Below are 22,386 nucleotides of genomic sequence, written 5' to 3'. Positions count from 1 at the left end.
CTACTCAGTCGGCCCTGCCCGCCCCGCCACCCACGCTGCCCGCCGCCCCCTGGAGCCGGTCATGAACCGCCCCACCGCTCGCCCCACCACGCTCGCCGCCCCCCTCACCATCGCTCTCACCGCCCTGGCTCCCATCTCCTGGGGCACCACCTACGCCGTCACCACGGAGTTCCTGCCGGCCGACCGCCCCCTGTTCACCGGCCTGGTGCGGGCCCTGCCCGCCGGGCTTGTCCTGCTCGCCGTCGCCCGCAAGCTGCCCAGCGGCGTGTGGTGGTGGAAGGCGGCGGCCCTGGGCGCGTTGAACATCGGCGCCTTCTTCCCGCTGCTCTTCCTCTCCGCGTACCGCCTGCCCGGCGGTCTGGCGGCGGTCGTCGGCTCCGTCGGCCCGCTGTTCGTCGCGGGCCTCGCGGCGCTGCTGCTCGGCGAGCGCCCGACCGTCCGTACGCTCCTCACCGGCATCGCGGCGGCCCTCGGCGTCAGCCTCGTCGTGCTCAAGGCGACGGGTGCGCTGGACGTCATCGGGGTCGCGGCGGCGCTCGCGGCGACCGCGTCGATGTCCGCCGGGACGGTGCTCACCAAGAGGTGGGGGCGGCCGGAGGGCGTGGGCCCGTTGGCGCTCACCGGCTGGCAGTTGACCGCGGGCGGCCTGCTGATCGCTCCGCTCGCGTTGCTCGTCGAGGGGGCGCCGCCCGCGCTCGACGGCCGGGCGATCGGCGGCTACCTGTATCTCGCGCTGGCCAACACGGCGGTGGCGTACTGGCTCTGGTTCCGCGGCATCGGCCGCCTCGCCGCCACCCGGGTCACCTTCCTCGGCCCGCTCTCCCCGCTGACCGCGGCCGTCGTCGGCTGGGTCGCGCTCGGTCAGTCGCTCGGCCCCGTACAACTGGCGGGCATGGCGCTGGCGTTCGCGGCGACGGTGGTGGGACAGCTAGGGCCGCGTACGAAGCTCCGCGAGCGGGCCGGAGTTTCCCCGGCGGTGGCGGCGGGCGGGAGGACGGTGCGGTCTGTCTCGGCGCGGACGCCCGGACGGCAGGATCGGCCTGCCTCGGTGCCGACACGAACCCCGGCACTTCCGCCGCAGCCGCCCCAAAGCCCCCTCCGCTCCCCAGGACCGCGCCCTTGACTCCCTGACGCGGCACATCGAGCCTTGACGAGGCGGTGGTCCACCGGACCCCATCGGCCGTCATGAACGCTCGACATCCGTGCGGAAGTGAGGAGTTGGGGGCGTGATCCTCACTGTCGACGAGCTGACGCGCGCGGCGCGGGCGATGGTGGTGGCCCGTCCCGGGGTGGTGCGGCTGCGGAGCGCCGGGGAGTCGCGGGCCGGACGGCCGCTCTGGGTGCTGTCGTTCGGGCGGGGTGAGCGGCAGGTGCTCACCGTGGCCGGGGCGCATGCCAACGAGCCCGTCGGCGGGGTGTCCGCGCTGGCCCTGGCCGAGGAGTTCGTACGCGACCCGCGTGTCCTCGAAGAGTGGGGCTGCACCTGGCACTTCCTGCTGTGCCTGGATCCCGACGGTGCCGCCCTCGCCGAGCGCCGGTTCGCCGAGCGGCCCACGCTGGAGGAGTACTACAGGGGCTTCTACCGGCCCGCCTTCGCCGGACAGCCGGAGTTCCCGCCCGTCAAGGCCGATCCGCGTCCGCCACTGCCGGAGTCCCGAGCGCTCACCCGGCTCCTCGACGAGCTGCGTCCCGTCGTGCAGTTCTCGCTGCACGGCGTCGAAGCAGGCGGATCGTTCCTGCAACTCACCCGTCCTGTGCCCGGCGCGCCGGACGCCTTCCGCGCTGTGGCGGCGGAGCTCAAAATCCCCCTGGAGTACCGGCCGTTCGACGGCATGGGCTGGTTCGTCGACAGTCCCGGCGTGCTCGTCCGGCCCGACGGCGGCCCGGCCGACGAACGCGACCCGTCCGGCTACACCTCCCGTTCCACCTGGACCTACGCGATGCGGCACGGCACCGTGTCGGCCGTCGTCGAGGCACCCCTGTGGAGCGTGGCGGCCGTGAGCGACCCGAGCCGCGTCGCCGACCCCGGACGGGAGATCGACCGTGCCTCGGAGATCCTGCTCAGCCGTTCCAAGCAACTGGAGGAAGTACTCGGCACGTTGGCCGACCGGCCGCCCCGGGATCCGACCCGGCTGCCGTTCTACACGGCCGCCCGCGAGCTCATGGACATCGGCCCCGGCGTGGTCGACACCTGGACCACGCACGACGCCCGGGGCCTCGGCGACGCCGAACTCGCCACCACCGTCGGCAACTCCGTCTCCCTCGGCATCGCGGCCCGCCGCATCCCGCTGCGCGCGGCGGCGATGATGAGGGGCGCCTTCGGTGAGGCGGCGACGGGTACGGCCGCCATCGAGGCCCTCGATGCCCTGGTGAGCGACTGGAGCCGCGAGCTGGACGCCAACTTCGACGCCCGCTGGGTACCGGTCCACCGCCAGACCGCGCTGCACACCCGCACCATGCTCCGGCTGGCCCAGCAGCTCCTGGACACGTGAAGAGGGGCCTGGACACATGAAAGGGGCGCCCGGTACGACACCGGGCGCCCCCAACCGCGTACGGACTACTCCTGTGCGGAAGCCGCGTCCGCGGCCTGGGCCTTCAGTGCGCGCTCCACGCCCGAGCGGGACTCCGAGACCAGCCGGCGCAGCGCCGCGTTGGGCTCGGCGGAGGCGAGCCACGCGTCCGTCTTGTCCAGGGTGTCCTGGGAGACCTGTACGGACGGGTAGAGGCCGACCGCGATCTGCTGGGCCATCTCGTGGGAGCGGGACTCCCAGACGTCCTTGACCGCCGCGAAGAACTTCTCCGTGTACGGGGCGAGCAGGTCGCGCTGGTCGGTCTGGACGAAGCCGCTGATCACCGCTTCCTGTACGGCGTTCGGCAGCTTGTCGGACTCGACGACCGAGGCCCAGGCCTCCGCCTTCGCCGCCTCGGCCGGACGGGCGGCCCGTGCGGTCGCCGCGTGGCGCTCACCCGCGGCCGTCTTGTCCCGCTCGTACTCGGCGGTGATCTCCGCCTCGTCGAACCGGCCCGCCGCGGCGAGCCGGTGCACGAAAGTCCAGCGCAGCTCGGTGTCCACGGCCAGCCCCTCGATGGTCTCGCTGCCGCTGAGCAGCCCCTCCAGGAAGTCCAGCTGTTCCGGCGTACGGGCCGTCGCCGCGAAGGCGCGCGCCCAGGCCAGCTGGTGGTCGCTGCCGGGCTCGGCCGCGCGCAGGTGCTCCAGCGAGGCCACGGTCCAGCGGGTCAGGCCGGTCTCGCGCCAGGCCGGGTCCGCGTACAGCTCGATCGCCAGCTTCACCTGGCGGTGCAGCGACTGCACGACGCCGATGTCGGACTCCTTGCCGATGCCGGACAGCACGAGCGAGAGGTAGTCGCGGGTGGCGAGTTCCGCGTCGCGCGTCATGTCCCAGGCCGAGGCCCAGCACAGGGCGCGGGGGAGGGACGCCTCGAAGTCGCCCAGGTGCTCCGTGACGAAGGCCAGCGACTGCTCGTCGAGGCGGACCTTCGCGTACGAGAGGTCGTCGTCGTTGAGGAGTACGACGTCGGGGCGACGCCTGCCCACCAGCTCGGGTACGGCGGTCAGCTCACCGTCGACGTCCAGCTCGACGCGGCCGCCCTCGGGGTCGCGCAGCAGCTTGCCGCCGGCGCCTTCCGAACTGTCCAGGTCGTAGAGGCCGATCGCGATGCGGTGCGGGCGCAGCGTCGGCTCACCCTTGGCGCCGGCGGGCAGGGCCGGGGCCTCCTGGCGGATGGCGAAGGAGGTGATGACGCCGTTCGCGTCGGTCTCGATCTCGGGACGGAGGATGTTGATGCCGGCGGTCTGGAGCCATTTCTCCGACCAGTTCTTCAGGTCACGCCCGCTGGTCTCCTCCAGCGCGCCGAGGAGGTCGGACAGCCGCGTGTTCCCGTACGCGTGCGCCTTGAAGTACGCCTGCACGCCCCGGAAGAACTCGTCCATGCCGACGTACGCGACGAGCTGCTTCAGTACGCTCGCGCCCTTCGCGTACGTGATGCCGTCGAAGTTGACGAGGACGTCGTCCAGGTCGCGGATCTCGGCCATGATCGGGTGCGTGGACGGGAGCTGGTCCTGGCGGTACGCCCAGGTCTTCATCTGGTTCGCGAAGGTGGTCCACGAGTGCGGCCACCGGCTGTTGGGGGAGTACGCCTGGCAGGCGGCCTCGGCGTAGGTGGCGAACGACTCGTTCAGCCACAGGTCGTTCCACCACTCCATGGTCACGAGGTCGCCGAACCACATGTGCGCCAGCTCGTGCAGGATCGTCGAGGCGCGCATCTCGTACGCCGCGTCCGTCACCTTCGACCGGAAGACGTACTGGTCGCGGAGGGTGACCGCGCCCGCGTTCTCCATCGCGCCCGCGTTGAACTCCGGCACGAAGAGCTGGTCGTACTTCTTGAACGGGTACGCGTAGTCGAACTTCTCCTGGAACCACTCGAAGCCCTGCCGCGTGACCTCGAAGATCGCATCCGAGTCCAGGTACTCGGCGAGGGAGGGGCGGCAGTAGATACCGAGCGGGACGGTCTGCCCGTCCTTCTCGTACACGCTGTGCACGCTGTGGTACGGGCCGACGACGAGCGCGGTGATGTACGTGGAGATCCTCGGCGTCGGATCGAAGACCCAGGTGTCGTCCTTGGGCTCGGGCGTCGGCGAGTTGGAGATGACGGTCCAGCCGGTGGGGGCCTTCACGGTGAACTGGAAGGTGGCCTTCAGGTCGGGCTGCTCGAAGGACGCGAACACGCGACGGGCGTCCGGGACCTCGAACTGGGTGTAGAGGTAGGCCTGTTGGTCGACGGGGTCGACGAACCGGTGCAGCCCCTCACCGGTGTTGGTGTACGCGCAGTCGGCGACGACCCGCAGGATGTTGCGACCGTCCAGCAGCCCCGGCAGGGCGATCCTGGAGTCCTTGAACACCTCGTCGGGATCAAGTGAGTCCCCATTGAGGGTGACCTCGTGGACGGTCGGAGCCACCAGATCGATGAAGGACTCCGTACCGGTCTCGGCGACGTCGAAGCGCACCGTCGTCACGGACCGGAAGGTGCCTCCCTCCTGCGCGCCGGAGAGGTCGAGATCGATCTCGTACGAGTCAACGGTGAGCAGCTTCGCCCGCTGCTGCGCCTCTTCACGGGTCAGGTTTGTGCCAGGCACGCGGTCATCTCCTCGGTGCGGTCCTCGTATGTGACGGTTCGGCCATCCTTCCATGCCGCGGGCCATCACTCGATGGAGTGGCGGGGTGCGGAAGGCGCCGAGTAGACATAAGCTGAGCCTTATGTTCGCGTCATGTGGGACATCATCTTGTTGGAACCGGTCGAGGAGTGGTTCCTCGGCCTCTGCCGGGACGACCCGGAGTCCGCGAACCGCGTCACCGAAGCGCTGGACCACCTCGCTCTCGAGGGTCCGACGCTCGGTCGGCCGATGGTGGACCGAATCCGCGGCAGTGTGCTGCACAACCTCAAGGAACTGCGCCCGGGGTCCAGCGGCGGCTCCGAGATCAGAATGCTCTTCGTCTTCGACGCGGAGCGCTGTGCCGTCATTCTCGTTGCCGGGGACAAGGCCGGTCGGTGGGCTCAGTGGTACGAGGAGAGCATTGCGACCGCCGAGCGGCGCTACGGACAGTATGCGGACAGCAGGAAACGGGAGGATCAGGCATGAAGGGGCGATCCTGGCGCGAGGTACGTGCCGAGGCGTTCGAGCGCCATCCGGAGCTGGGCTCCGCCCAGGCCCGGCTTGACCGGGCCAGGATGCGAGCCGAGAACGTGGCTCGCATTCGTGGACACGAGTTGGCCGCTCTGCGGCGGGATACAGGGCTGACCCAGCAGGAGGTCGCAACCGTCCTCGGCGTCAGTCAGGCACGCGTGTCCCAGATCGAGAACGGCGAGGTGGACAGCCTGGACACCCTCCGTGCCTACGCCGCCGCACTCGGTGGCGAAGTGTCTGTGGTCATCCGCCGGGGCGATGTCTCTGTGCAGGTGGCATGATCCCTGAGGAACGAGGAGAGAGGGCGGTCACCGTACGGTGACCGCCCTTTGGTGTACGGACTAGCCGCGCAGCTCCGCCGCCACCAGTTCCGCGATCTGGATCGCGTTCAGGGCCGCGCCCTTGCGGAGGTTGTCGTTGGAGATGAAGAGGGCCAGGCCGTTTTCCACCGTCTCGTCCGCGCGGATGCGGCCGACGAAGGACGGGTCCTGGCCCGCGGCCTGGAGGGGGGTCGGGATGTCCGACAGCGCGACGCCGGGAGCGCCCGCCAGGAGTTCCGTCGCGCGCTCCACCGGCAGCGGACGCGCGAAGCGGGCGTTCACCTGGAGGGAGTGGCCCGAGAAGACGGGGACTCGTACGCAGGTGCCGGAGACCTTGAGGCCGGGGATCTCCAGGATCTTGCGGGACTCGTTGCGGAGCTTCTGCTCCTCGTCCGTCTCGTTCAGGCCGTCGTCGACGATCGAGCCCGCGAGGGGGAGGACGTTGAAGGCGATGGGGCGCTTGTAGACCTGCGGCTCGGGGAAGTCCACCGCCGAACCGTCGTGCGTCAGCTTGTCCGCGTCGGCGATCACCTTCTGGGCCTGGCCGTGCAGCTCGGCCACGCCCGCGAGGCCCGAGCCGGACACCGCCTGGTACGTCGCGACGACCAGCGCCTCCAGCCCCGCCGCCTCGTGCAACGGCTTCAGTACCGGCATCGCGGCCATCGTGGTGCAGTTCGGGTTGGCGATGATCCCCTTGGGGCGGTTCACGATCGCGTGCGGGTTGACCTCGGACACCACCAGGGGTACGTCCGGGTCCTTGCGCCAGGCGGAGGAGTTGTCGATCACGACGGGGCCCTGCGAGGCGACCTTCTCGGCCAGCGCCCGCGACGTCGCGCCGCCCGCCGAGAAGAGCACGATGTCCAGGCCGGAGTAGTCCGCCGTCGAAGCGTCTTCCACCGTCACACCGTCGATGACCGACCCGGCCGAGCGCGCCGAGGCGAACAGGCGCAGCGTCTCCACCGGGAAGTCCCGTTCCACGAGGATCCTGCGCATGACCGTGCCGACCTGACCGGTGGCTCCGACGATTCCTACCTTCACGGCGACTCTCTCCCTTTACCTGTGCATCACTGGGCGGCAGCGTTCCATCATGCGTCCCACCCTGGCCCGCCTGTCCAATCCTTTGTGCTCCTGCCCGAGGAGTGGGACGGTGTGCGCCCGCACGAAGTGACGTACGTCTCGGTCGAACGTTTTGGCCCGCACCGGCGTCGTAGAGGCAGTGGCGAGGGGAGGGGTGGCTGTGCTGCGCAGAAAAAGCCGCCGCGGCCAGGGGAGCGATGGCCTGGTGAGCGACGCTCCGGCGGACGATCCGCTGGACGTGGCCCAGGAGCGCCGGGTGCGTGCGGTGCTCGCGCTCGGCGGCGTGCCGCAGGCGGACCTGCCGGACGGGGTGCAGCAGGTCCGGCTGCGGCTTCTGGAGCGGGCCGCGAGCGGGGCGGAGGCTCCGCGCGACGTGTCCGCGTGGGTGGCGGTCGTGGCGTCGAACCTGGCGATGGACTGGCACCGGGCCAGGCGCCGGCAGGAGCGGATCGGGGAACGTCTCGCCGCACTACGCCAACTGGAGCCCGTGGACGCCTCGGGCGACGACACGAAGGTGCTCTCGCTCGCCGTGGCCCAGGGCCTGGACGAGCTGCCGGACGCCCAGCGGCAGATCCTCGTCCTGCGCTTCTACGTCGATCTGCCGGTCCGCGGCATCGCCGAGGAGCTCGGCATCCCGGAGGGCACGGTCAAAAGCAGGCTGCACACGGCGGTCCGCGCGCTGCGCGCCCGCCTGCACGAGGACGAGGTGGTGTGACGTGGCCGAGTACGAGGGCGAGGACGATGCGCGAACCGCCGCGCTGCTGGCTGCGATCACCGACGAACCGCTGCCCCAAGAGGCCCTGGACGACCCGGAGTTCATGACGGAGCACCGGGCGGCGCTGGCGGACGTGGCGGCGCTGCGGGAGCAGTTGCTGTTCATGGGGGACACGCTGGCCGCGGAGAGCGAGCGGTCCCAGGCGGCCCCTGTGTCACCGAGACCGGCCAAGGCCGAAGCGAAGGCGCCCAAGCCCGCCGCACGATCGTGGCAGCCGCGGCGCTACGCCGGCCTCGCCCTGGGTGCCCTCGTGGTCGCCATGGGCACCACGCTGCTCGGCGGGCTCGTGTGGCTCGGTGTCCAAAGTGGCGGCGGGGCCGACGCCGGCGCGAGCTCCGCCGACTCCGACGCCGGCCGGGCCGAAAGCGGCAGCGGCGACGACACGGCCGTGGACGGCAAGGACATGTATGCACCCGAGACGCACATCGCCTGCTCGAAGGTCCTCGTCGAAGGGACCGTACAGAGCATCGCGCCCGCGGCCGACGGGAACGTACGCGTCGTACTGAAGGTGGAGCGCTACTACCGGCCCGAGCAGTCCGTGACGGACCACCCGACGATCACCGTCACGCTGCTGGCCAGTGCGAAGCAGGACCTGAAGGTCGGTACGTACACCCTGGTCAGGGTGCCGCTGTACCCGCAGGAACGGCAGGACTGGGAGACCGGCTGGGGTGTCGGCGACGCCCGCAAGGACATCCTGGACGCCCTCCCCGGGGCACGCGGGCTGAAGTGCCCGGCCCCGCAGCAGAACGGGGGCTGACGGCGACAAGCCGACGGCAACAAAAGGGGCGGGCGCCCGGTGTGTACACCGGACGCCCGCCCACAGCCGTACAGAACCGGAGAACTACGGCGTGACCTTCTCGATCAGCACGCTGCCCGTACCCGCGGCCGTACCGCGCGCGTTCACGAGCTGCACACGGCCGAAGAACTCGCGGCCCTCGGGCGCCACGGCAGCCGCGACGATCGAGCCGGAGAACGTCGCCGACTCGCCCGTGCCCAGCGACACCTGCGTGTCGTCGGCCTCGATCGTGCCGAGTGCGGCCGAGAAGAACACGTCACGGTAGTCGTACGCCGTGGAGCCGCCCGGGACCGCGTAGCCCTGGACCTCCACGGTGTACGTACCGGCGGCGGGCTTGGCGACCGAGACCGACTCCTCCGAGTCGGCGTCGGCCGAGCTGCCCACCTCGTTGCCCTTCGCGTCGTACACGTACAGGTCGAGGTCGGCGTTCCCGACCGACGGCTTGCCGATGGTCACGTTCAGCGACTCGGCGCCCGCGGGCACCTCCACCGTGCTGGTCTGCTTGGCGCCCTCGGCGATGGTCGGCCGCTCGCTCCTGGCGGAGCCGAGCGGGCCGCCCGCGAGCTTGCCCTCGACCGGCTCCAGCGTGTTCGTCACCTTCCAGGAGACGTCGGCCGGGGTGCCGACCTTGGCCTCGGGGATGGTCACGAGCTCCGGGTCGAAGGTCGCGCCCAGGACGGCGACGTCCAGCTTGTACGGGTTGTCGAGCAGCGGCGACGTACGGCGCGACTCGACCTCGATCTCCCAGACGCCCGGCTGCGGATCGGTGTACGAGCGCAGGTCGGGGCGGCAGGGCTTGCTGTCCGGACTGGTGAAGTTGTGGTAGCAGTCCAGCGAGGCCGACGGGTCGAGCCCGACGCCGTACGGGTGGATGGACAGGAACCGGGTCTGGCTCTTGTCCTTCAGCCCGCTCATCCGGACCTCGAGGGTCTTCGCGCCCTCGGGGACGGTCACGAAGTACGAGTCGTTGCTGTTGCGCTGCACCGAGCCGGACGCGGAGTAGGAGTACTTCAGCGGGGCCGAGACCACGACCGTCGACATGACCTGGTGGTCGATGCCCTCGGTGCGCGGGTCGTCGACCTCGAGGATCGCGCTCTTGATGCCGGCCGAGGACGGCTTCGCGGAGACCTTCACGGTCACCGGCTTGTTCAGCGGCAGCGACACCTCGTCGGAGCTCTCGATGCGGAACGTCTTGCCGCTGTTGTTCTCCAGGTGCAGCTCGTGCCGCAGCGCGCGGTCCGGGCCGGACGTACGGGTGATCGTGATGTCGTACGTCTTCTTCTGGCCGGCCTTGAGCCCGCCCTCACGGTCGTAGAGGCCGGTGCCGAAGCCCGGGGTCTCGAGCGCCTCGTCGATGGCGGTGTCGACCGGGGCCTTGACCGTGTACTCGTGCGCCGTGGCGCCCTTCTGGATGGACTTCCACGCGTCGACGATGTTGATCCGGCCCACGCCCTCGGCGTACGCCTGGACACCGCTGATGTGGTCGGCGGTCGACGTCAGCGCGGTGCGCAGCTTCGCGGGCGTCAGGTCGACGCCCTTCTCCTTCGCGGCGGACAGCAGCAGTGCGGACGCGCCCGTGGCCTGCGGGGAGGACATCGAGGTGCCGTTGAGCATCTGGTAGCCGGGCGGCAGCGTGTAGCCCGCCTCGGGGGCTATGACGCCCGGCAGCCAGGTCTGCGCGGTGTTGACCGAGGCGCCGGGCGCGACCAGGGTCGGGGTGAAGCCGCCGTCCTCACGCGGGCCGCGGGAGGAGAAGGGGAACATGGCGTACTTCTTCTCCACGGCCGAGCCGTAGTTGGACGCCCAGGTCTCCTTGGAGATGGCCGCACCGACCGAGATGACCTTGTCGGCGAGGCCGGGGTCGCCGATGGTGTTGGCGCCGGGGCCGGAGTTGCCCGCGGAGATCACCAGCTGGACGCCGTACTCGTCGATCAGACGCGTGTAGAGCTCGGCGCGCGCGTTGTTGCCGTCGTTCAGGGCGGGCAGGCCGCCGATCGACATGTTGACGATGTCGACGCCGCGCTTCGTCACGAGGTCGATCATGCCCTCGGTGAGCGCGACGTTGGTGCAGCCGGGCCCGAACTCGCAGGCACGGGACGAGACGATCTTCGCACCCGGGGCGGCGCCGTTCATCTTGCCGCCGAACAGGCCCTTCGCGGCGGTGATACCGGCGACGTGGGTGCCGTGCTCGCTCGATATGAGGCCGATGTTGACGAAGTCGGCCTTCTTGCCGACCCAGTCACCGCCCAACGGGTCGGTCGGCACGTCCTTGCGGATCTCGACGACGAACGGCTGCCGCTCGGCGACGGCGGTGGACGGGTCGTCGGTGCCGAAGTAACCGATCTGGTAGCCGTCCTTGTACGGCTTCATCGCGGTGTCGTCGGTGAAGTCGTTGTTGCCGTTCACATCGACGGTGACCGTGCCGGCCGCGTCGTACAGGACGCCCCAGGTGTCGGTCTTGTCGCCGTCGCGGTTCACGTCACCCGCGGCGTCACCGCCCGCCGTGACGGACTCCCGGAACAGGTTGATCTTGTACGAGCCCGAGGGCGCCGTCCAGGTCCGGCCGTCGAAGGTGAAGGTGGGCCCGGAGACGGAGTTCGCCATCAGGCGCCAGCTGCCGTCGCCGTCGATGATCGGGTCGGTCGAGGTCACCCAGTCGACGATCTTCCGCTCACCGGTGGTCGTCTTCTGCAGCGCCGGGTGGGCGAGGTCCACACCGGAGTCGAGGACGCCGATGGTGATGCCGCGGCCGTCCGCCTTCGGGTTCTTCTTCACGAAGTCGACGGCGCCCGTCTCGAAGGACGGGTTGTACGGGTTCTCCGCCGGGGTGTTCTTGTCCGGGGCCGGGTAACTCTTCGCCGCGGCCTCGGCCTTGGCGCCCTTGGCCCCGTCTGCGCCCGGAGTCGGGTCCTCTCGGACGATCTCGTGCCGCAGGTCGATGCCGTGCACGGAGGAGAGCTTCACGGCGGCGTCGACGGCGGCCTCGGCCCTGGCCGTGGGCACGGTGGCGCGGACGTAGCCGAGCTTGTCGTAGGTACGGCCCACGGAGCCGCCCTTGACCGCGTCCAGCTGGTCGGCGACCTTCTCGGTCTCACCGGGCGCGGTGGCGATCATCATCGTGACGTTCTTCGCACCGTCGGCCTGGGCCTCGGCGAGCAGGTCGGCATCGGCCGAACCGAGCTTGTCGTCGGCGGACTTGAGAGCCGGGTCGGTTGCCGCACGGGCGGCCGGGTCGTCCGCGGAGAAGGCCATGGGTATCGGCCCTGCCGCGGAGAGCGCGGCCACCAGGCCCGCGGCCACGGCAATTCTGGCCACGTGTCTCGCGCCTCTGATCGGAGCACGCTGAGGCTCGGGAGTGGGGGTCATCAGCATCCCTGTTAGGTAAAGGACGAGCATGAGTCCGGTATGTGAACCCGGATGACCGCTCAGCTTTACGCAAGAGATGCCTGTTTGGGGAGAGTTGGCAGGTACGCGAGGGAAAGCTGGCGTAATCCCGCCATGCGCCATGGAGTTGATAGAGCGTCATAAGCGGATGTGCCCGCATTCGACTTTGCTGCACGCATCTGCGCGCGCACAGTCAGGCGCGCCCCGTCAGGGGCGCGGGGAACTGCGCGACCAGCCACAGACGGCCTGCAGCTGTCAAACTGCCCCTCCCGCGGAGCGCTCAGCGCTACGCGGAGCGCGTCGTCCGCGCGTAATGGCGGGACGCCTTCGCCCGGTTGCCGCAAACCGCCATCGAACACCAGCGTCGCGTCCCGTTCCGCGAGGTGTCGAAGAAGTGCAGGATGCACGCCTCGTGCGCGCAGGCACGGATGCGATCGGGAGCCGTGCTCAGCAACTCCAGGTAGTCGCGCGCCGCGAGCCACGCGGGCCCCCAGGACTCGTCCCCGAATTCCGCACGCTCGCCCGGTCCTTCGGCGCTGAGCGTCGCCCGGATCCGGCCGTGCGCGAGGACGGCGTCGACCGGCCCGGCGCTGTCCGCGTCCAGTGGACCGTCGACGACCGCCCGCAGGGCGTCCCGGGCCCCCTGTACATGGCGCAGCGTCGCTTCGTCGGCGGCGAAGCGGTCGAGCCCGTTCGCGGCCAGCCACACGCCCAGCCCGTCGATGTCCACGAGCAGGTCCTGCACGGCGCCCTCGTGCATCCAGCGCGTGTTGAGCAGGTCAAGGGAGAGCGGCTCGCCGGTGAGCGGACGCGGATCGAGGGCGGCGGACATCTCGGGGCTCCCTTCCCTGGCTAACCGGCAAAGAGTACTTGACCGGTTGCGTCGCACGCACCTAACCGTTAATCTCCATTACACAGGTTAGCCCGCAGGAGGCGGGCAGCCGTCGACGAAGGGGTGTGCCATGTCGGCAACCAGCACGCTGCGCACCGGCCACATAGGCCTCAATGTCACGGACCTCGACCGCTCGCTCGCCTTCTACCGGGATGTCCTCGGCTTCGGCGTACTCGCCGAGGGCAAGGAGGAGGGTCGCCGTTTCGTGTTCTTCGGCGAGGACGGCCGCCCGACGCTGACGCTGTGGGAGCAGGCATACGACGGCTACGACGCGGGACGCGCCGGTCTCCACCACCTCGCCGTCGAGGCCGACACGGTCGAGCAGGTCCGGGAGTACGAGACGGCGCTGCGCGCACACGGTGTCGACTTCGCGTACGACGGTGTCGTCGCCCACGGCGAGGGCGCGGCCTCGGGCGGCATCTTCTTCCATGACCCGGACGGCACCCGCCTGGAGATCTACGCGCCGAGCGGCGCCGAGGAGGCTCCGGCACCTTCTGGGGCCGTTCCGACCTGCGGCTTCTTCTAAGAGGAGTGGATCCCGTGGCTGCGTACGAGCAGGCCCTGTACGACCCTTACCACTCCGGCTCGCGCACCGTGCAGGACCGTGTCGGTGTGCGCGAGTCCGCCGATCACGTCGGCCGGTCCATCGGCCAGGGCATCAGGCCGGTGGCCGCCGCTTTCCTGGAGCTCCAGCCGATGCTGGTGGTCGGCGCGGCGGACGGGGAGGGCCGCGTCTGGGCCTCGCTGCTCACCGGAGCCCCCGGGTTCGTCAGGGCCACTGGCCCCCGGCAGATGTCGGTCGCGGGCGGTCTCCACGAGGGCGACCGCCTCGCGGACACGCTCGCGGCCGGCGCCCCGGTCGGCACCATCGCGCTCGACCCGCGCACCCGTCGCCGTATGCGCCTCAACGGACGGGCGCGCCCCACGCCGCGCGGGTTCGCGGTCGAGGCCGACCAGGTGTTCTCCAACTGCCCCAAGTACCTGCAGAAGAGGGAGCGTTACGAGGAGGTGGAGCGCCCGGCCTCGGCTGCCGTCCGGAGGGGTGTGCACCTCACTGACGAACAGCAGGCGTTCATCGAAGCAGCCGACACCTTCTTCCTCGCCACCGTCCATGACCAAGGTGCCGACGCCAGCCATCGCGGCGGCAACCCCGGCTTCGTACGGGTCGACTCGCCGTACGAACTGAGCTGGCCGGACTACTCCGGCAACTCGATGTTCCTCACGTTCGGCAACCTCACGGCCGACCCGTGCGCGGGACTGCTCTTCCTCGACTGGACCACCGGCACCACGCTCCAGCTCACCGGCACGGCACACATCGAGTTCGCCCCGGACGGGGAGCGCACGGTCCGCTTCACCGTCACCGAAGCCGTCGAGACGCCCGGAGCGAGCCCGCTGCGCTGGTCGGCGCCCGAGTACTCACCAGCCAACCCGCCGCTGCCGTAACGTCAGTGCATGCACAAGGAGTTGAGGGTGGCGGCCTACGCCGTATGCGTGCGGGACGGGCGGATGCTGCTCGCGCGCTGGGTGGCGGGGGACGGGAGCAAGCGGTGGACGCTGCCCGGCGGCGGGATGGATCACGGGGAGGATCCGTACGACACCGTGATCCGGGAGGTCGAGGAGGAGACCGGGTACGCGGTCGAGCCGGTCGCGCTGCTCGGAGTCGACTCCATCCGGCGCGAATATCCGCGCAGGCTCGGCACGACGGCCGACTTCCAGGGCCTGCGGATCGTCTACGAGGCCCGCGTCACCGGCGGCGAACTCCGCCACGAGACCGGCGGCTCCACCGACATGGCGGCCTGGCATCTGCTCGACGAAGTCCCCGATCTGGAGCGGGTCGGCCTCGTCGACGTGGGGATCACGCTCTGGCGGGAGCGGCCGGCGACCGGGCGTACGGCTGGGCTGCCGGTCCCCGAGAAATAGGTTCTCTACCCAGGAAAGTGAACATGGAGTGACCGCCTCCCCTCCGTTCGACGAGGGGTCGATGGACGCGGAGAGTGACCAAGATCCACGTACGGTGATCGGCGTTGCCCGTTGCCGCCCAGTTAACGTGCAGGTCACTCCCAGTGCCAACGATCCAGTGTGAGCGGGCAGTTCGCGTCAGTGAACCGCCCGCGACCACTGCTGACGCGTTCGCACTCGGGGAGACCGCGCCATGTCGCGCATACGCTCTGTCGCCACATCCGTTCGTGACCGCCGCGCCTTCCTGGCCGCCACCGGGGCGGTGTCACTCTCCGCGGGTATCGGCTTCGCACTCCGCCCGGACAGCGGCGGGAGCACCGTCCCCGCCGCCGACGAGGGGCAGGCGGCCATCGCCTTGTCATCCCGCCAGGCACCCGCCGCACCACTCATGCCGTACACCCGCGGCACCACACTCGGCTCGGTCGCGGCGCCGCGGGGCTCCGCCGGCTTCCGGCGGCTCGGCGACGGCCCCGCCTGGCAGCGCGTCGTCCGCGGCGATCTGGCCGCGCCCAAGGCGGGCCGCGGCGAACGCCGTACCGCGCTCGCCGCGTTCGTGCAGTTCACCGACCTGCACGTGGTCGACGTGCAGCACCCGCTGCGGTACGAGTACCTGCGCGCCCAGGCCGCCAACGCCTGGCGTCCGCAGGAGTCGCTGTCGGTGGCCGGCGCGGTCTCGCTCGTCGAGCGGGTCAACGCGCTGCGCGGAGCCCCCGTCACCGGTTCTCCGCTGCACTTCGTGATGACCACCGGCGACAACACCGACAACAACGCCAAGACGGAGCTGGACTGGTTCCTGAAGGTGATGAGCGGCGGCCGTATCACCCCCAACTCGGGTGACCCGAAGCAGTACGAGGGCGTCCAGAACAGCGGACTCAAGCTGTACTGGCAGCCCGACGCGGACGTCCGAGACGGCGACAAGCAGCTCGGCTTCCCGAAGATCGACGGCTTCCTCGCCGCCGCCGTACGCGAACTGCAGAGCCCCGGCCTCAACCTGCCCTGGTACTCCACGGTGGGCAACCACGATTCCCTGCCCGGCGGCTGCTTCGCGCCCGGCGACCCCTTCTTCGCCGAGCAGGCCGTCGGCGGCAAGAAGCTGATGTCGCTGGACGAGACGGTGGGCGCCACCATCTGGAAGAACCTCAGGAAGGGTGGCGACCCCAAGGGCACGCTCCTCAAGGACATGCTCAAGTCGCAGGCGCGGAAGATGCGTTCGGTCACCCCGGACGAGGGGCGCGCACCCTTCACGGCCGCCGAGTACCTCCAGGCGCACCTCGACCCGGCGCACACGGGTCCCGGCCCCATCGGGCACGGCTACTCGAAGGCGAACCTCGCCGCGAAGACCCAGTACTACACCTTCCGTATCGCGGACGACCTGCTCGGTGTCAGCCTCGACAGCACCGACCCCGGCGGCCACTACGAGGGCTCACTCGGCACCACCCAACTGCGTTGGCTGGAGCGAACGTTGAAGACGGCCGAGCAGAACAAGGAACACGTCATCGTCTTCAGCCACCACACCAGCAAGTCGATGCGCAACCTCCGCGAGGACCCGAACCACCCCGGCGAACGCCGGCACGGCGGCGACGAGGTCCTCGCCCTCCTCGGCAGCTACCGCTCCACCCTGGCCTGGGTGAACGGCCACAGCCACAAGAACAACATCACCCCGCACCCCGCCCCCGGCAACCGCTCCTTCTGGGAGATCTCCACGGCCTCCCACATCGACTTCCCCCAACTGGCCCGCGTCATCGAGGTCGTCGACAACCACGACGGCACGATCTCCCTCTTCACCACCCTCATCGAATCCGCGGCTCCGCACCGCACGGACTTCGCCGACCTCACCCAGACGGGCCTCGCGGCCCTGTACCGCGAGCTGTCCTTCAACGCCCCGGGCTCCCGCTCGACCCTCACCGGGGATCCGGGGGACCGGAACACTGAACTGGTCCTGAACAAGGGCTAGTTCCTCGACGGGGCGAGGTGTGCCACCGACGAGGCTCAAAAACGCCCAACCCCACCAGGGCAGTCAACCCTCTTACCCAGCTACGGTGTCCCTTCCGTCGATCACCCTCCGACGGAAGGGACGACCGACACATGACCGCATCACGCACCCTGCGTATCGCACTGGTGGGCACTGTCGCGCTCACCGCGGCGTCGCTCACCGCATCCGCGATGGCCTCCCCCGCGGTGGCCGACTTCTCCCCGGCCACCAGAACCCACCGTGCGACCCAGGAAGCGATGGACGCCGCCGTGAAGGACGGCGTCCCCGGTGTTGCCGGGCAGGTGAAGGACAAGCACGGTGTCTGGAAGGGCACTTCGGGCGTCGGCAACCTCAAGACGAAACAGCCGCGCTCCGCCCACGACCGCTACCGCGTCGGCAGCATCACCAAGACCTTCGTCTCGACGGTGCTGCTCCAGCTGGAGGCGGAGGGCAGGCTCTCGCTCGACGACAAGGTCGACAAGTGGCTGCCCGGCGTCGTCCGCGGCAACGGCCACGACGGCAGCAAGGTCACCCTCCGCCAGCTCCTCAACCACACCAGCGGCATCTTCGACTACACGTCGGACGACGAGTTCGTACGGAAGGCCTTCCTCAAGGACGGCTTCTTCAAGCACCGTTACGACACGGCGACCCTCGGGCAGCTCGTGGAGATCGCGATGTCCCACAAGCCGGACTTCGCTCCCGGCACGTCCTGGAACTACTCGAACACCAACTACTCCCTGGCCGCGATGGTCATCGAGAGCGCCACGGGCAACTCGTACGGGGAGGAGATCCGCCACCGCGTCATCAAACCGCTCGGCCTGCACGCCACGTCGGTCCCCGGTACGTATCCGAAGGTGCCACAGCCCAGCAGCCGGGCGTACGGGAAGCTCGCCGAGACCGCGACCGGCCCGACGTACGACGTCACGGAACTGAACCCCACGCTCGCCGGCGGCTCGGGCGACATGATCTCCGACTCCGGCGACCTGAACCGCTTCTACTCCGCCCTCCTGCGCGGCAAGTTGCTCCCCAAGGCCCAGCTCGCCGAGATGAAGAAGACGGTCAAGATCGACGGTTCCCCCAGCCTCGCGTACGGCCTCGGCCTGTCGGCAAGCAAGCTGAGCTGCGGGATCACGGTCTGGGGCCACGGCGGCGGCATCCACGGCTCCCTCTCGGAGGCCGTCACCACGGCGGACGGCCGCCACTCGCTCTCGTTCAACTTCAACGGGGACTGGGCGGGGGACAGCGGGGCGGTGATCGAGGCGGAGTTCTGCGGCAGGGAGGACTAGGTTCGTAGCAGATCAGGTCGCTGAGGAGGGGGATCCGAGGATGAGCGGGACAGTGACGGCGGTCAGCAGCAATGGCGAGTACTCGTTCACCAAGCCGAACCGGGACAGCATCACGCTGCTCGCCGGACTCGGTGTGGAGGGTGACGTACATGCCGGCGTGACGGTCAAGCACCGTTCGCGGGTCGCACAGGACCCCACCCAGCCGAACCTGCGCCAGGTCCATCTCATCCATGAAGAGCTCTTCGCCGAGGTCGGTGCGGAGGGATTCACGGTGGTGCCCGGTGACCTCGGCGAGAACATCACCACCCGCGGCATTGATCTGCTCGGCCTGCCGGCCGGCACGCTGCTGCGTATCGGCGACGATGCGGTGCTGGAAGTGACCGGCCTGCGCAATCCCTGCCTGCAGATCGACGTCTTCCAGGACGGGCTGCTGAAGCAGGTCGTCGGCCGTGATGCAGCCGGGAACATCGTGCGCAAGTCCGGGATCATGAGCATCGTGAAGGAGGGCGGCGTGGTGCGCCCGGGCGACACGATCGCCGCGGAACTTCCCAGCGGCCCGCACCGGCCCCTGGAGCGGGTCTGATGTCTCTCACCAAGCGGGTCTGATGTCGCTCACCATCGGCCCGCCCGGCCAGTGGTGCGCCGGAGGGCCGTCACCCGGGCGGGACAGCCGGGTGACGGCCCTCTTTCTACCCCCGTCCTCAGGTGGTCAGTTGTACGTTCGCCAGTCGTAGGTCAGCTGGTAGTGGCCGCCGTGGCCCTTGTAGTCGAGGGTGCGGTCCGTGCTGTTGTCCTGGCCGCCCGGGAAGCGGGCGGTCAGTGACGAGATGGTGGTGCTGACCGTGATCGGCTTGAAGACCTCGTCGCCCCACAGGCCCTTGAGGTAGTCGAAGACCAGGCCGACCACGAAGCCCACAGCGACGCCGATGGCGATGCCGAGGGGCCCGCCGGGGGAGCCGATCGCTCCGCCGATGGCGGCCGCGAGTGCCGCGGCGACCTTGGCCTTCACCTTGTCGAGGAGTTCGTTGAGGAAGTCGGCGAGGCCGCCCCAGTCGACCTCCGCGACGACCAGCGTGACGAAGTACGTCTTCGGGAACGTCACCTTGCTCTGCGCGGTGAGGCTGAAGTTGGTGAAGCGCCTCGGCGGCGAGTACGTCTGCACGTCTCCGGTGCTGAAGCTGCGTACCCGGAACGCCGAGATCTTCTTGGTGTCGCCGTCCTCGTCGACGGACGTGCCGCCCAGGTCGATCTCGTCCTTGCCGATCTCGCTGGTCTCGTCCACGCACTTGACCCGGTGGATCCGCAGCTCCAGGTTGCGCAGTTCCGGGAAGGCCGCCGCGGCAGCCGTCTTCTGGGCGGTCGTCGGGCCCACCAGCGCGTCGGACATCCGCTGGAGTTCCTCGACCGGGAACTTCATCCGCGCCGGGAGCGGTGTCTTGCGGACCTGCTCATCGACACCGGACGACGACTTGAGGTCGACCTTGGCGAGGTCGCCGAGCCGCTTGGTGCGCGCCGCACCGCCCCGCAACTCCACCGCGATCCGGTCCGCGGCCTGCTTCTGCTGGGCTTCGGGCAGCGTACGGAAACGGCGGGCGAGTACCTGCTCGGTGCTCTTGGCGTCGGACGGCATCGGGTACTTGCCGGGCTCCGCGTGATGCGCGGCCACCTTGTCGGCGGCGAGCTGGAATTCCAGCGCGACGCGTTCGGCGATGGCTTTGACCTTGGCGCTGGGTATGCCGGTGACGACCAGTTCCTTGTTGTCGGCCATGAGAATCCTTCCCCCATACGGCCGGCCGGCCCCGAGGGGTCCGGCCCTGCGATGGCCTGTGATGCCTGTGATGGCACGAGGCCAGACGCTAGGTCGCCGGTGCCGGGAACGGACCTGGGGAAGGACCCGGGAGAACCCCCAGTCCTGCCCCGGAAGCGTCAGTTCCACCGGCGCAGCGGGGATCGGCGGCAGCGCGATCGGGGCGTCGTCAACAACGGTTGCCGGGCATAACAGTTACGGAATGCTGGTAATCGGGGCCGTAACCCCCATACGGACCAGGGGGTTTCGGCTGTCGAACGCATGCACTTCAGGGCCGGGCTGTCCGGGTTTTTCGACGGGAATGTAACAGCGGTTAGGGGGGCGGGCGGGTGAGGGAGATTCGGGGGCATGAACCACAACACCCCTCTCTCCCCCCGCCCCCTGAGCCACCTGTGCGACGCCCGGCGGCGCGTGCTGACCAACGCGCAGCTGCGGGCGCACGGCGTGACCAATGCCGAGATCAACGAGCAGTGCCGGCCGGGCGGAGCCTGGCAGCAGTTCCTGCCCGGTGTCTGCCTGCTGCACCCCGGCCCACCCACCGGTGAGGAACGGCTGCACGCGGTCCTGATGTACGCGGCCCGCTCATCGCTGCGCGAACCGGGCCTGAGAGCAGAGGGCATCCCGGCTCAGCCGGCCGCGACCGGGCCCGGCGCACAGGAACCACCCTCAGTCCAGCGTTACCCCGACGCGATGATCACCGGCCTCGCGGCCCTCACCCTGTACGGCTTTCCGTCCGCACCGTCGCTGCTGTCGCTGGACCGGATCGACGTCCTCGTCCCGCGCCTGCGCCGGCTCCGCTCGACGGGCTGCGCGCGTGTCGTCCGGGCGCCCGCGCTGCCGAAGCCCGAGGAGGTCACCGGTCTTCCGGTGGCTCCCCTTCCGCGCGCGCTGGCCGACGCCGTGGCCGAGCTCTCGGAGGCGGGCATCGTACGCCGTCTGCTGACCGAGGCGGTACGCGGCGGTCATTGTGAACCGGCCGCTGTCGTACGGGAGTTGACGCAGGCCCGGCTGCTGAACCAGCCGCACGTCATGGACGCCGTCGACACCCTGCTCGCCGAGGGCCGGGCCATCGCCGAGGACCACCTGTACCGCATGGTCCGCGAACACGGCCTGCCCGACCCCGTCTGGAACGTGGACCTGTGCCTGCCCGGCGGCCCTCATCTGGGCGGCCTCGACGCGTACTGGCCCGAACAGGCCGTGGCCCTCGAACTGGACACCCGGGCTCCCCGCCAGGACGACGACGCGCTGTGGTCGGAGTACGCCCGCAAACGCGACCACCTGGAACGGCTCGGTATCACCGTCGTCCACGTCACCCCGCGGAAACTGCGCGACGCCATGGAGCAGCAGGCAGCCGTCGTACGCACCGCGCTCATGGCGGCGTGCGACCGCGATCCGTCGGCGTACGTGGTGGTGCTGCCCCGGTGACCTGTGGGGGCCACCGGACAACTGGTGGCCCCCACATCACTGATGGCCGGTCGCTCAGTCCACGATGGCGCCGCAGGAGATGTTCACGTCCGTCGCGGTCAGGGTGCGGGCCCGGTCGGAGGCGACGAAGGCGGCCACGTCGCCCACGTCCGCGAGGGTCGCGCAGCGGCCGAGCTGGGTCTCCTTGACGAGGCTGTCGGTGATCGCCTCCTTGCCCGGGAACCCGTCGGGGATGCTCTCCGCCACACCGCCCGACTTCAGGGTGACCACACGGACACCGTGCGGGCCCAGCTCGATGGCCCACTGACGACGCAGCCCCTCGAGCGCGTCAAGGGCGATCTTGAAGCCGCCGAGGCCGGGCAGCGTCTGCGTCCCGCCGCCGCCGAAGGCGAGGATGACTCCCGAGCCGCGTGCGGTCATGTGCCGGGCCGCCGCCCGGGTCGTCAGGAACTGCGAGCGCATCGCGTTCGTGATGGGCTGCAGAAAGTCCGCCACCGAGATCTCCGTCAGCGGCTGCTGAACGTCCCCGATGCCGATGGCATTGAACGACACATCGATCCGCCCGGCCCGCGCGGCGACGCCGTCGACGAATCCGTCCACCGCCGCCTCGTCCAAGGCATCGACCACAGCCGTCTCCGCGGCACCGCCCGCACCGCGAAGATCTCCGGCGACCGTCTCGAGCGACGCCGCCGTACGCCCGGCGAGAAAAACCCGCGCCCCCTCACGAGCAAAGGCCCGGGCCACCGCCCCACCGATGGACCCGCCGGCCCCGTACACCACGGCGACCTTCTCCTCCAGCAACATGATCGAACTCCGTCCTCTCCTCATCGACTACCGGCTGCCGACCGAATCCGACAGCTCCAGCCCACACCGGGGACGTCGGAGCCGCCCGCCGGATTTCGACAGGGCAGGACACTGACCCGGACAAGGTTCGGAACGACGCCTGGCCCGAGACCGAGGCGGTCGGCGGCTGGTGGAACCGGCAGAAC

General features: G+C 69.9%; 19 protein-coding genes. 13 read left to right on the top strand and 6 right to left on the bottom strand.

The annotated features are described in order from the left end of the window. Positions 1-61 precede the first annotated feature (61 nt). Positions 62-1,123 (top strand): EamA family transporter, encoded by a 1,062-nt coding sequence (locus ACGFNK_RS02660; protein ID WP_393411194.1) that lies wholly within the window; start codon positions 62-64, stop codon positions 1,121-1,123. A gap of 103 nt (positions 1,124-1,226) precedes the next feature. Beyond that, positions 1,227-2,492, top strand: coding sequence for a M14 family zinc carboxypeptidase (locus ACGFNK_RS02655; protein WP_393411192.1), 1,266 nt, complete (start codon positions 1,227-1,229; stop codon positions 2,490-2,492). 65 nt (positions 2,493-2,557) lie between these two features. Here ACGFNK_RS02655 and pepN read toward each other — a convergent pair whose 3' ends face one another. After that, positions 2,558-5,155 (bottom strand): aminopeptidase N, encoded by a 2,598-nt coding sequence (gene pepN / locus ACGFNK_RS02650; RefSeq protein ID WP_393411190.1) that lies wholly within the window; start codon positions 5,153-5,155, stop codon positions 2,558-2,560. Between the two features lie 132 nt (positions 5,156-5,287). Here pepN and ACGFNK_RS02645 point away from each other — a divergent pair, with 132 nt between their 5' ends. Further along, positions 5,288-5,659 (top strand): type II toxin-antitoxin system RelE/ParE family toxin, encoded by a 372-nt coding sequence (locus ACGFNK_RS02645; RefSeq protein ID WP_393411188.1) that lies wholly within the window; start codon positions 5,288-5,290, stop codon positions 5,657-5,659. Beyond that, positions 5,656-5,985 carry a helix-turn-helix domain-containing protein gene (locus ACGFNK_RS02640; protein ID WP_393411186.1) on the top strand — a complete coding sequence of 110 codons (330 nt, stop codon included), beginning with the start codon at positions 5,656-5,658 and terminating at the stop codon, positions 5,983-5,985. The genes ACGFNK_RS02645 and ACGFNK_RS02640 overlap by 4 nt, the downstream gene beginning before the upstream one ends. A gap of 60 nt (positions 5,986-6,045) precedes the next feature. Here the strand turns inward: ACGFNK_RS02640 and ACGFNK_RS02635 are convergent, their stop codons facing one another. Then, entirely contained in the window at positions 6,046-7,062 is a 1,017-nt protein-coding gene (locus tag ACGFNK_RS02635) for an aspartate-semialdehyde dehydrogenase (protein ID WP_393411184.1), read from the bottom strand. Between the two features lie 193 nt (positions 7,063-7,255). Here ACGFNK_RS02635 and ACGFNK_RS02630 point away from each other — a divergent pair, with 193 nt between their 5' ends. Next, positions 7,256-7,816, top strand: coding sequence for an RNA polymerase sigma factor (locus ACGFNK_RS02630; protein WP_393411182.1), 561 nt, complete (start codon positions 7,256-7,258; stop codon positions 7,814-7,816). 1 nt (position 7,817) lies between these two features. Further along, the gene (locus ACGFNK_RS02625; protein ID WP_393411180.1) at positions 7,818-8,633 is read left to right on the top strand and encodes a hypothetical protein; all 816 of its coding nucleotides are present in this window, start codon (positions 7,818-7,820) and stop codon (positions 8,631-8,633) included. A gap of 84 nt (positions 8,634-8,717) precedes the next feature. Here ACGFNK_RS02625 and ACGFNK_RS02620 read toward each other — a convergent pair whose 3' ends face one another. Then, the gene (locus tag ACGFNK_RS02620; protein WP_393411178.1) at positions 8,718-12,044 is read right to left on the bottom strand and encodes a S8 family serine peptidase; all 3,327 of its coding nucleotides are present in this window, start codon (positions 12,042-12,044) and stop codon (positions 8,718-8,720) included. A 298-nt stretch (positions 12,045-12,342) separates the two neighbouring features. Further along, positions 12,343-12,888: a CGNR zinc finger domain-containing protein gene (locus tag ACGFNK_RS02615; RefSeq protein WP_393411176.1), complete on the bottom strand. Its 546-nt coding sequence runs from the start codon at positions 12,886-12,888 to the stop codon at positions 12,343-12,345. A 130-nt stretch (positions 12,889-13,018) separates the two neighbouring features. Here ACGFNK_RS02615 and ACGFNK_RS02610 point away from each other — a divergent pair, with 130 nt between their 5' ends. The 6 genes from ACGFNK_RS02610 to ACGFNK_RS02585 all read left to right on the top strand — a co-directional run bounded on the left by ACGFNK_RS02610 (position 13,019) and on the right by ACGFNK_RS02585 (position 18,748). Further along, positions 13,019-13,474: a VOC family protein gene (locus ACGFNK_RS02610; protein ID WP_393411174.1), complete on the top strand. Its 456-nt coding sequence runs from the start codon at positions 13,019-13,021 to the stop codon at positions 13,472-13,474. 14 nt (positions 13,475-13,488) lie between these two features. After that, positions 13,489-14,391, top strand: a complete 903-nt coding sequence (locus tag ACGFNK_RS02605; RefSeq protein WP_393411172.1) for a pyridoxamine 5'-phosphate oxidase family protein — start codon at positions 13,489-13,491, stop codon at positions 14,389-14,391. A gap of 9 nt (positions 14,392-14,400) precedes the next feature. After that, on the top strand, positions 14,401-14,868 hold the full coding sequence (locus tag ACGFNK_RS02600) for an NUDIX hydrolase (protein WP_393411170.1): 468 nt from the start codon (positions 14,401-14,403) through the stop codon (positions 14,866-14,868). A gap of 232 nt (positions 14,869-15,100) precedes the next feature. Then, positions 15,101-16,861 carry a TIGR03767 family metallophosphoesterase gene (locus ACGFNK_RS02595; RefSeq protein ID WP_393411168.1) on the top strand — a complete coding sequence of 587 codons (1,761 nt, stop codon included), beginning with the start codon at positions 15,101-15,103 and terminating at the stop codon, positions 16,859-16,861. 131 nt (positions 16,862-16,992) lie between these two features. Continuing rightward, on the top strand, positions 16,993-18,165 hold the full coding sequence (locus ACGFNK_RS02590; protein ID WP_393411166.1) for a serine hydrolase domain-containing protein: 1,173 nt from the start codon (positions 16,993-16,995) through the stop codon (positions 18,163-18,165). 40 nt (positions 18,166-18,205) lie between these two features. Continuing rightward, positions 18,206-18,748: an MOSC domain-containing protein gene (locus ACGFNK_RS02585; RefSeq protein ID WP_393411164.1), complete on the top strand. Its 543-nt coding sequence runs from the start codon at positions 18,206-18,208 to the stop codon at positions 18,746-18,748. 126 nt (positions 18,749-18,874) lie between these two features. Here the strand turns inward: ACGFNK_RS02585 and ACGFNK_RS02580 are convergent, their stop codons facing one another. Further along, a complete protein-coding gene (locus ACGFNK_RS02580; protein WP_393411162.1) occupies positions 18,875-19,933 on the bottom strand; it encodes a hypothetical protein in 1,059 nt (352 codons plus the stop codon). 387 nt (positions 19,934-20,320) lie between these two features. Here ACGFNK_RS02580 and ACGFNK_RS02575 point away from each other — a divergent pair, with 387 nt between their 5' ends. After that, entirely contained in the window at positions 20,321-21,397 is a 1,077-nt protein-coding gene (locus ACGFNK_RS02575; RefSeq protein ID WP_393411160.1) for a hypothetical protein, read from the top strand. A 54-nt stretch (positions 21,398-21,451) separates the two neighbouring features. Here the strand turns inward: ACGFNK_RS02575 and ACGFNK_RS02570 are convergent, their stop codons facing one another. Continuing rightward, entirely contained in the window at positions 21,452-22,201 is a 750-nt protein-coding gene (locus tag ACGFNK_RS02570; protein ID WP_393411158.1) for an SDR family NAD(P)-dependent oxidoreductase, read from the bottom strand. Between the last annotated feature and the right edge of the window lie 185 nt (positions 22,202-22,386).

Origin of the sequence: Streptomyces sp. NPDC048825, from assembly GCF_043198355.1 — a bacterium.
GTDB lineage: Bacteria > Actinomycetota > Actinomycetes > Streptomycetales > Streptomycetaceae > Streptomyces > Streptomyces xiangluensis.
The sequence above is the reverse complement of the archived record's forward strand: the minus strand, read 5'-3'. Positions and strand labels throughout refer to the sequence as shown.

What these genes read in the sequence shown, in the direction of transcription:
- ACGFNK_RS02660 (WP_393411194.1), top strand. Translation starts at nt 62, where the DNA reads ATGAACCGCCCCACCGCTCGCCCCACCACGCTCGCCGCCCCCCTCACC.
- ACGFNK_RS02645 (WP_393411188.1), top strand. Translation starts at nt 5,288, where the DNA reads ATGTGGGACATCATCTTGTTGGAACCGGTCGAGGAGTGGTTCCTCGGC.
- ACGFNK_RS02640 (WP_393411186.1), top strand. Translation starts at nt 5,656, where the DNA reads ATGAAGGGGCGATCCTGGCGCGAGGTACGTGCCGAGGCGTTCGAGCGC.
- ACGFNK_RS02620 (WP_393411178.1), bottom strand. Translation starts at nt 12,044, where the DNA reads ATGCTGATGACCCCCACTCCCGAGCCTCAGCGTGCTCCGATCAGAGGC.
- ACGFNK_RS02615 (WP_393411176.1), bottom strand. Translation starts at nt 12,888, where the DNA reads ATGTCCGCCGCCCTCGATCCGCGTCCGCTCACCGGCGAGCCGCTCTCC.
- ACGFNK_RS02610 (WP_393411174.1), top strand. Translation starts at nt 13,019, where the DNA reads ATGTCGGCAACCAGCACGCTGCGCACCGGCCACATAGGCCTCAATGTC.
- ACGFNK_RS02600 (WP_393411170.1), top strand. Translation starts at nt 14,401, where the DNA reads ATGCACAAGGAGTTGAGGGTGGCGGCCTACGCCGTATGCGTGCGGGAC.
- ACGFNK_RS02595 (WP_393411168.1), top strand. Translation starts at nt 15,101, where the DNA reads ATGTCGCGCATACGCTCTGTCGCCACATCCGTTCGTGACCGCCGCGCC.
- ACGFNK_RS02590 (WP_393411166.1), top strand. Translation starts at nt 16,993, where the DNA reads ATGACCGCATCACGCACCCTGCGTATCGCACTGGTGGGCACTGTCGCG.
- ACGFNK_RS02585 (WP_393411164.1), top strand. Translation starts at nt 18,206, where the DNA reads ATGAGCGGGACAGTGACGGCGGTCAGCAGCAATGGCGAGTACTCGTTC.
- ACGFNK_RS02580 (WP_393411162.1), bottom strand. Translation starts at nt 19,933, where the DNA reads ATGGCCGACAACAAGGAACTGGTCGTCACCGGCATACCCAGCGCCAAG.
- ACGFNK_RS02575 (WP_393411160.1), top strand. Translation starts at nt 20,321, where the DNA reads ATGAACCACAACACCCCTCTCTCCCCCCGCCCCCTGAGCCACCTGTGC.
- ACGFNK_RS02570 (WP_393411158.1), bottom strand. Translation starts at nt 22,201, where the DNA reads ATGTTGCTGGAGGAGAAGGTCGCCGTGGTGTACGGGGCCGGCGGGTCC.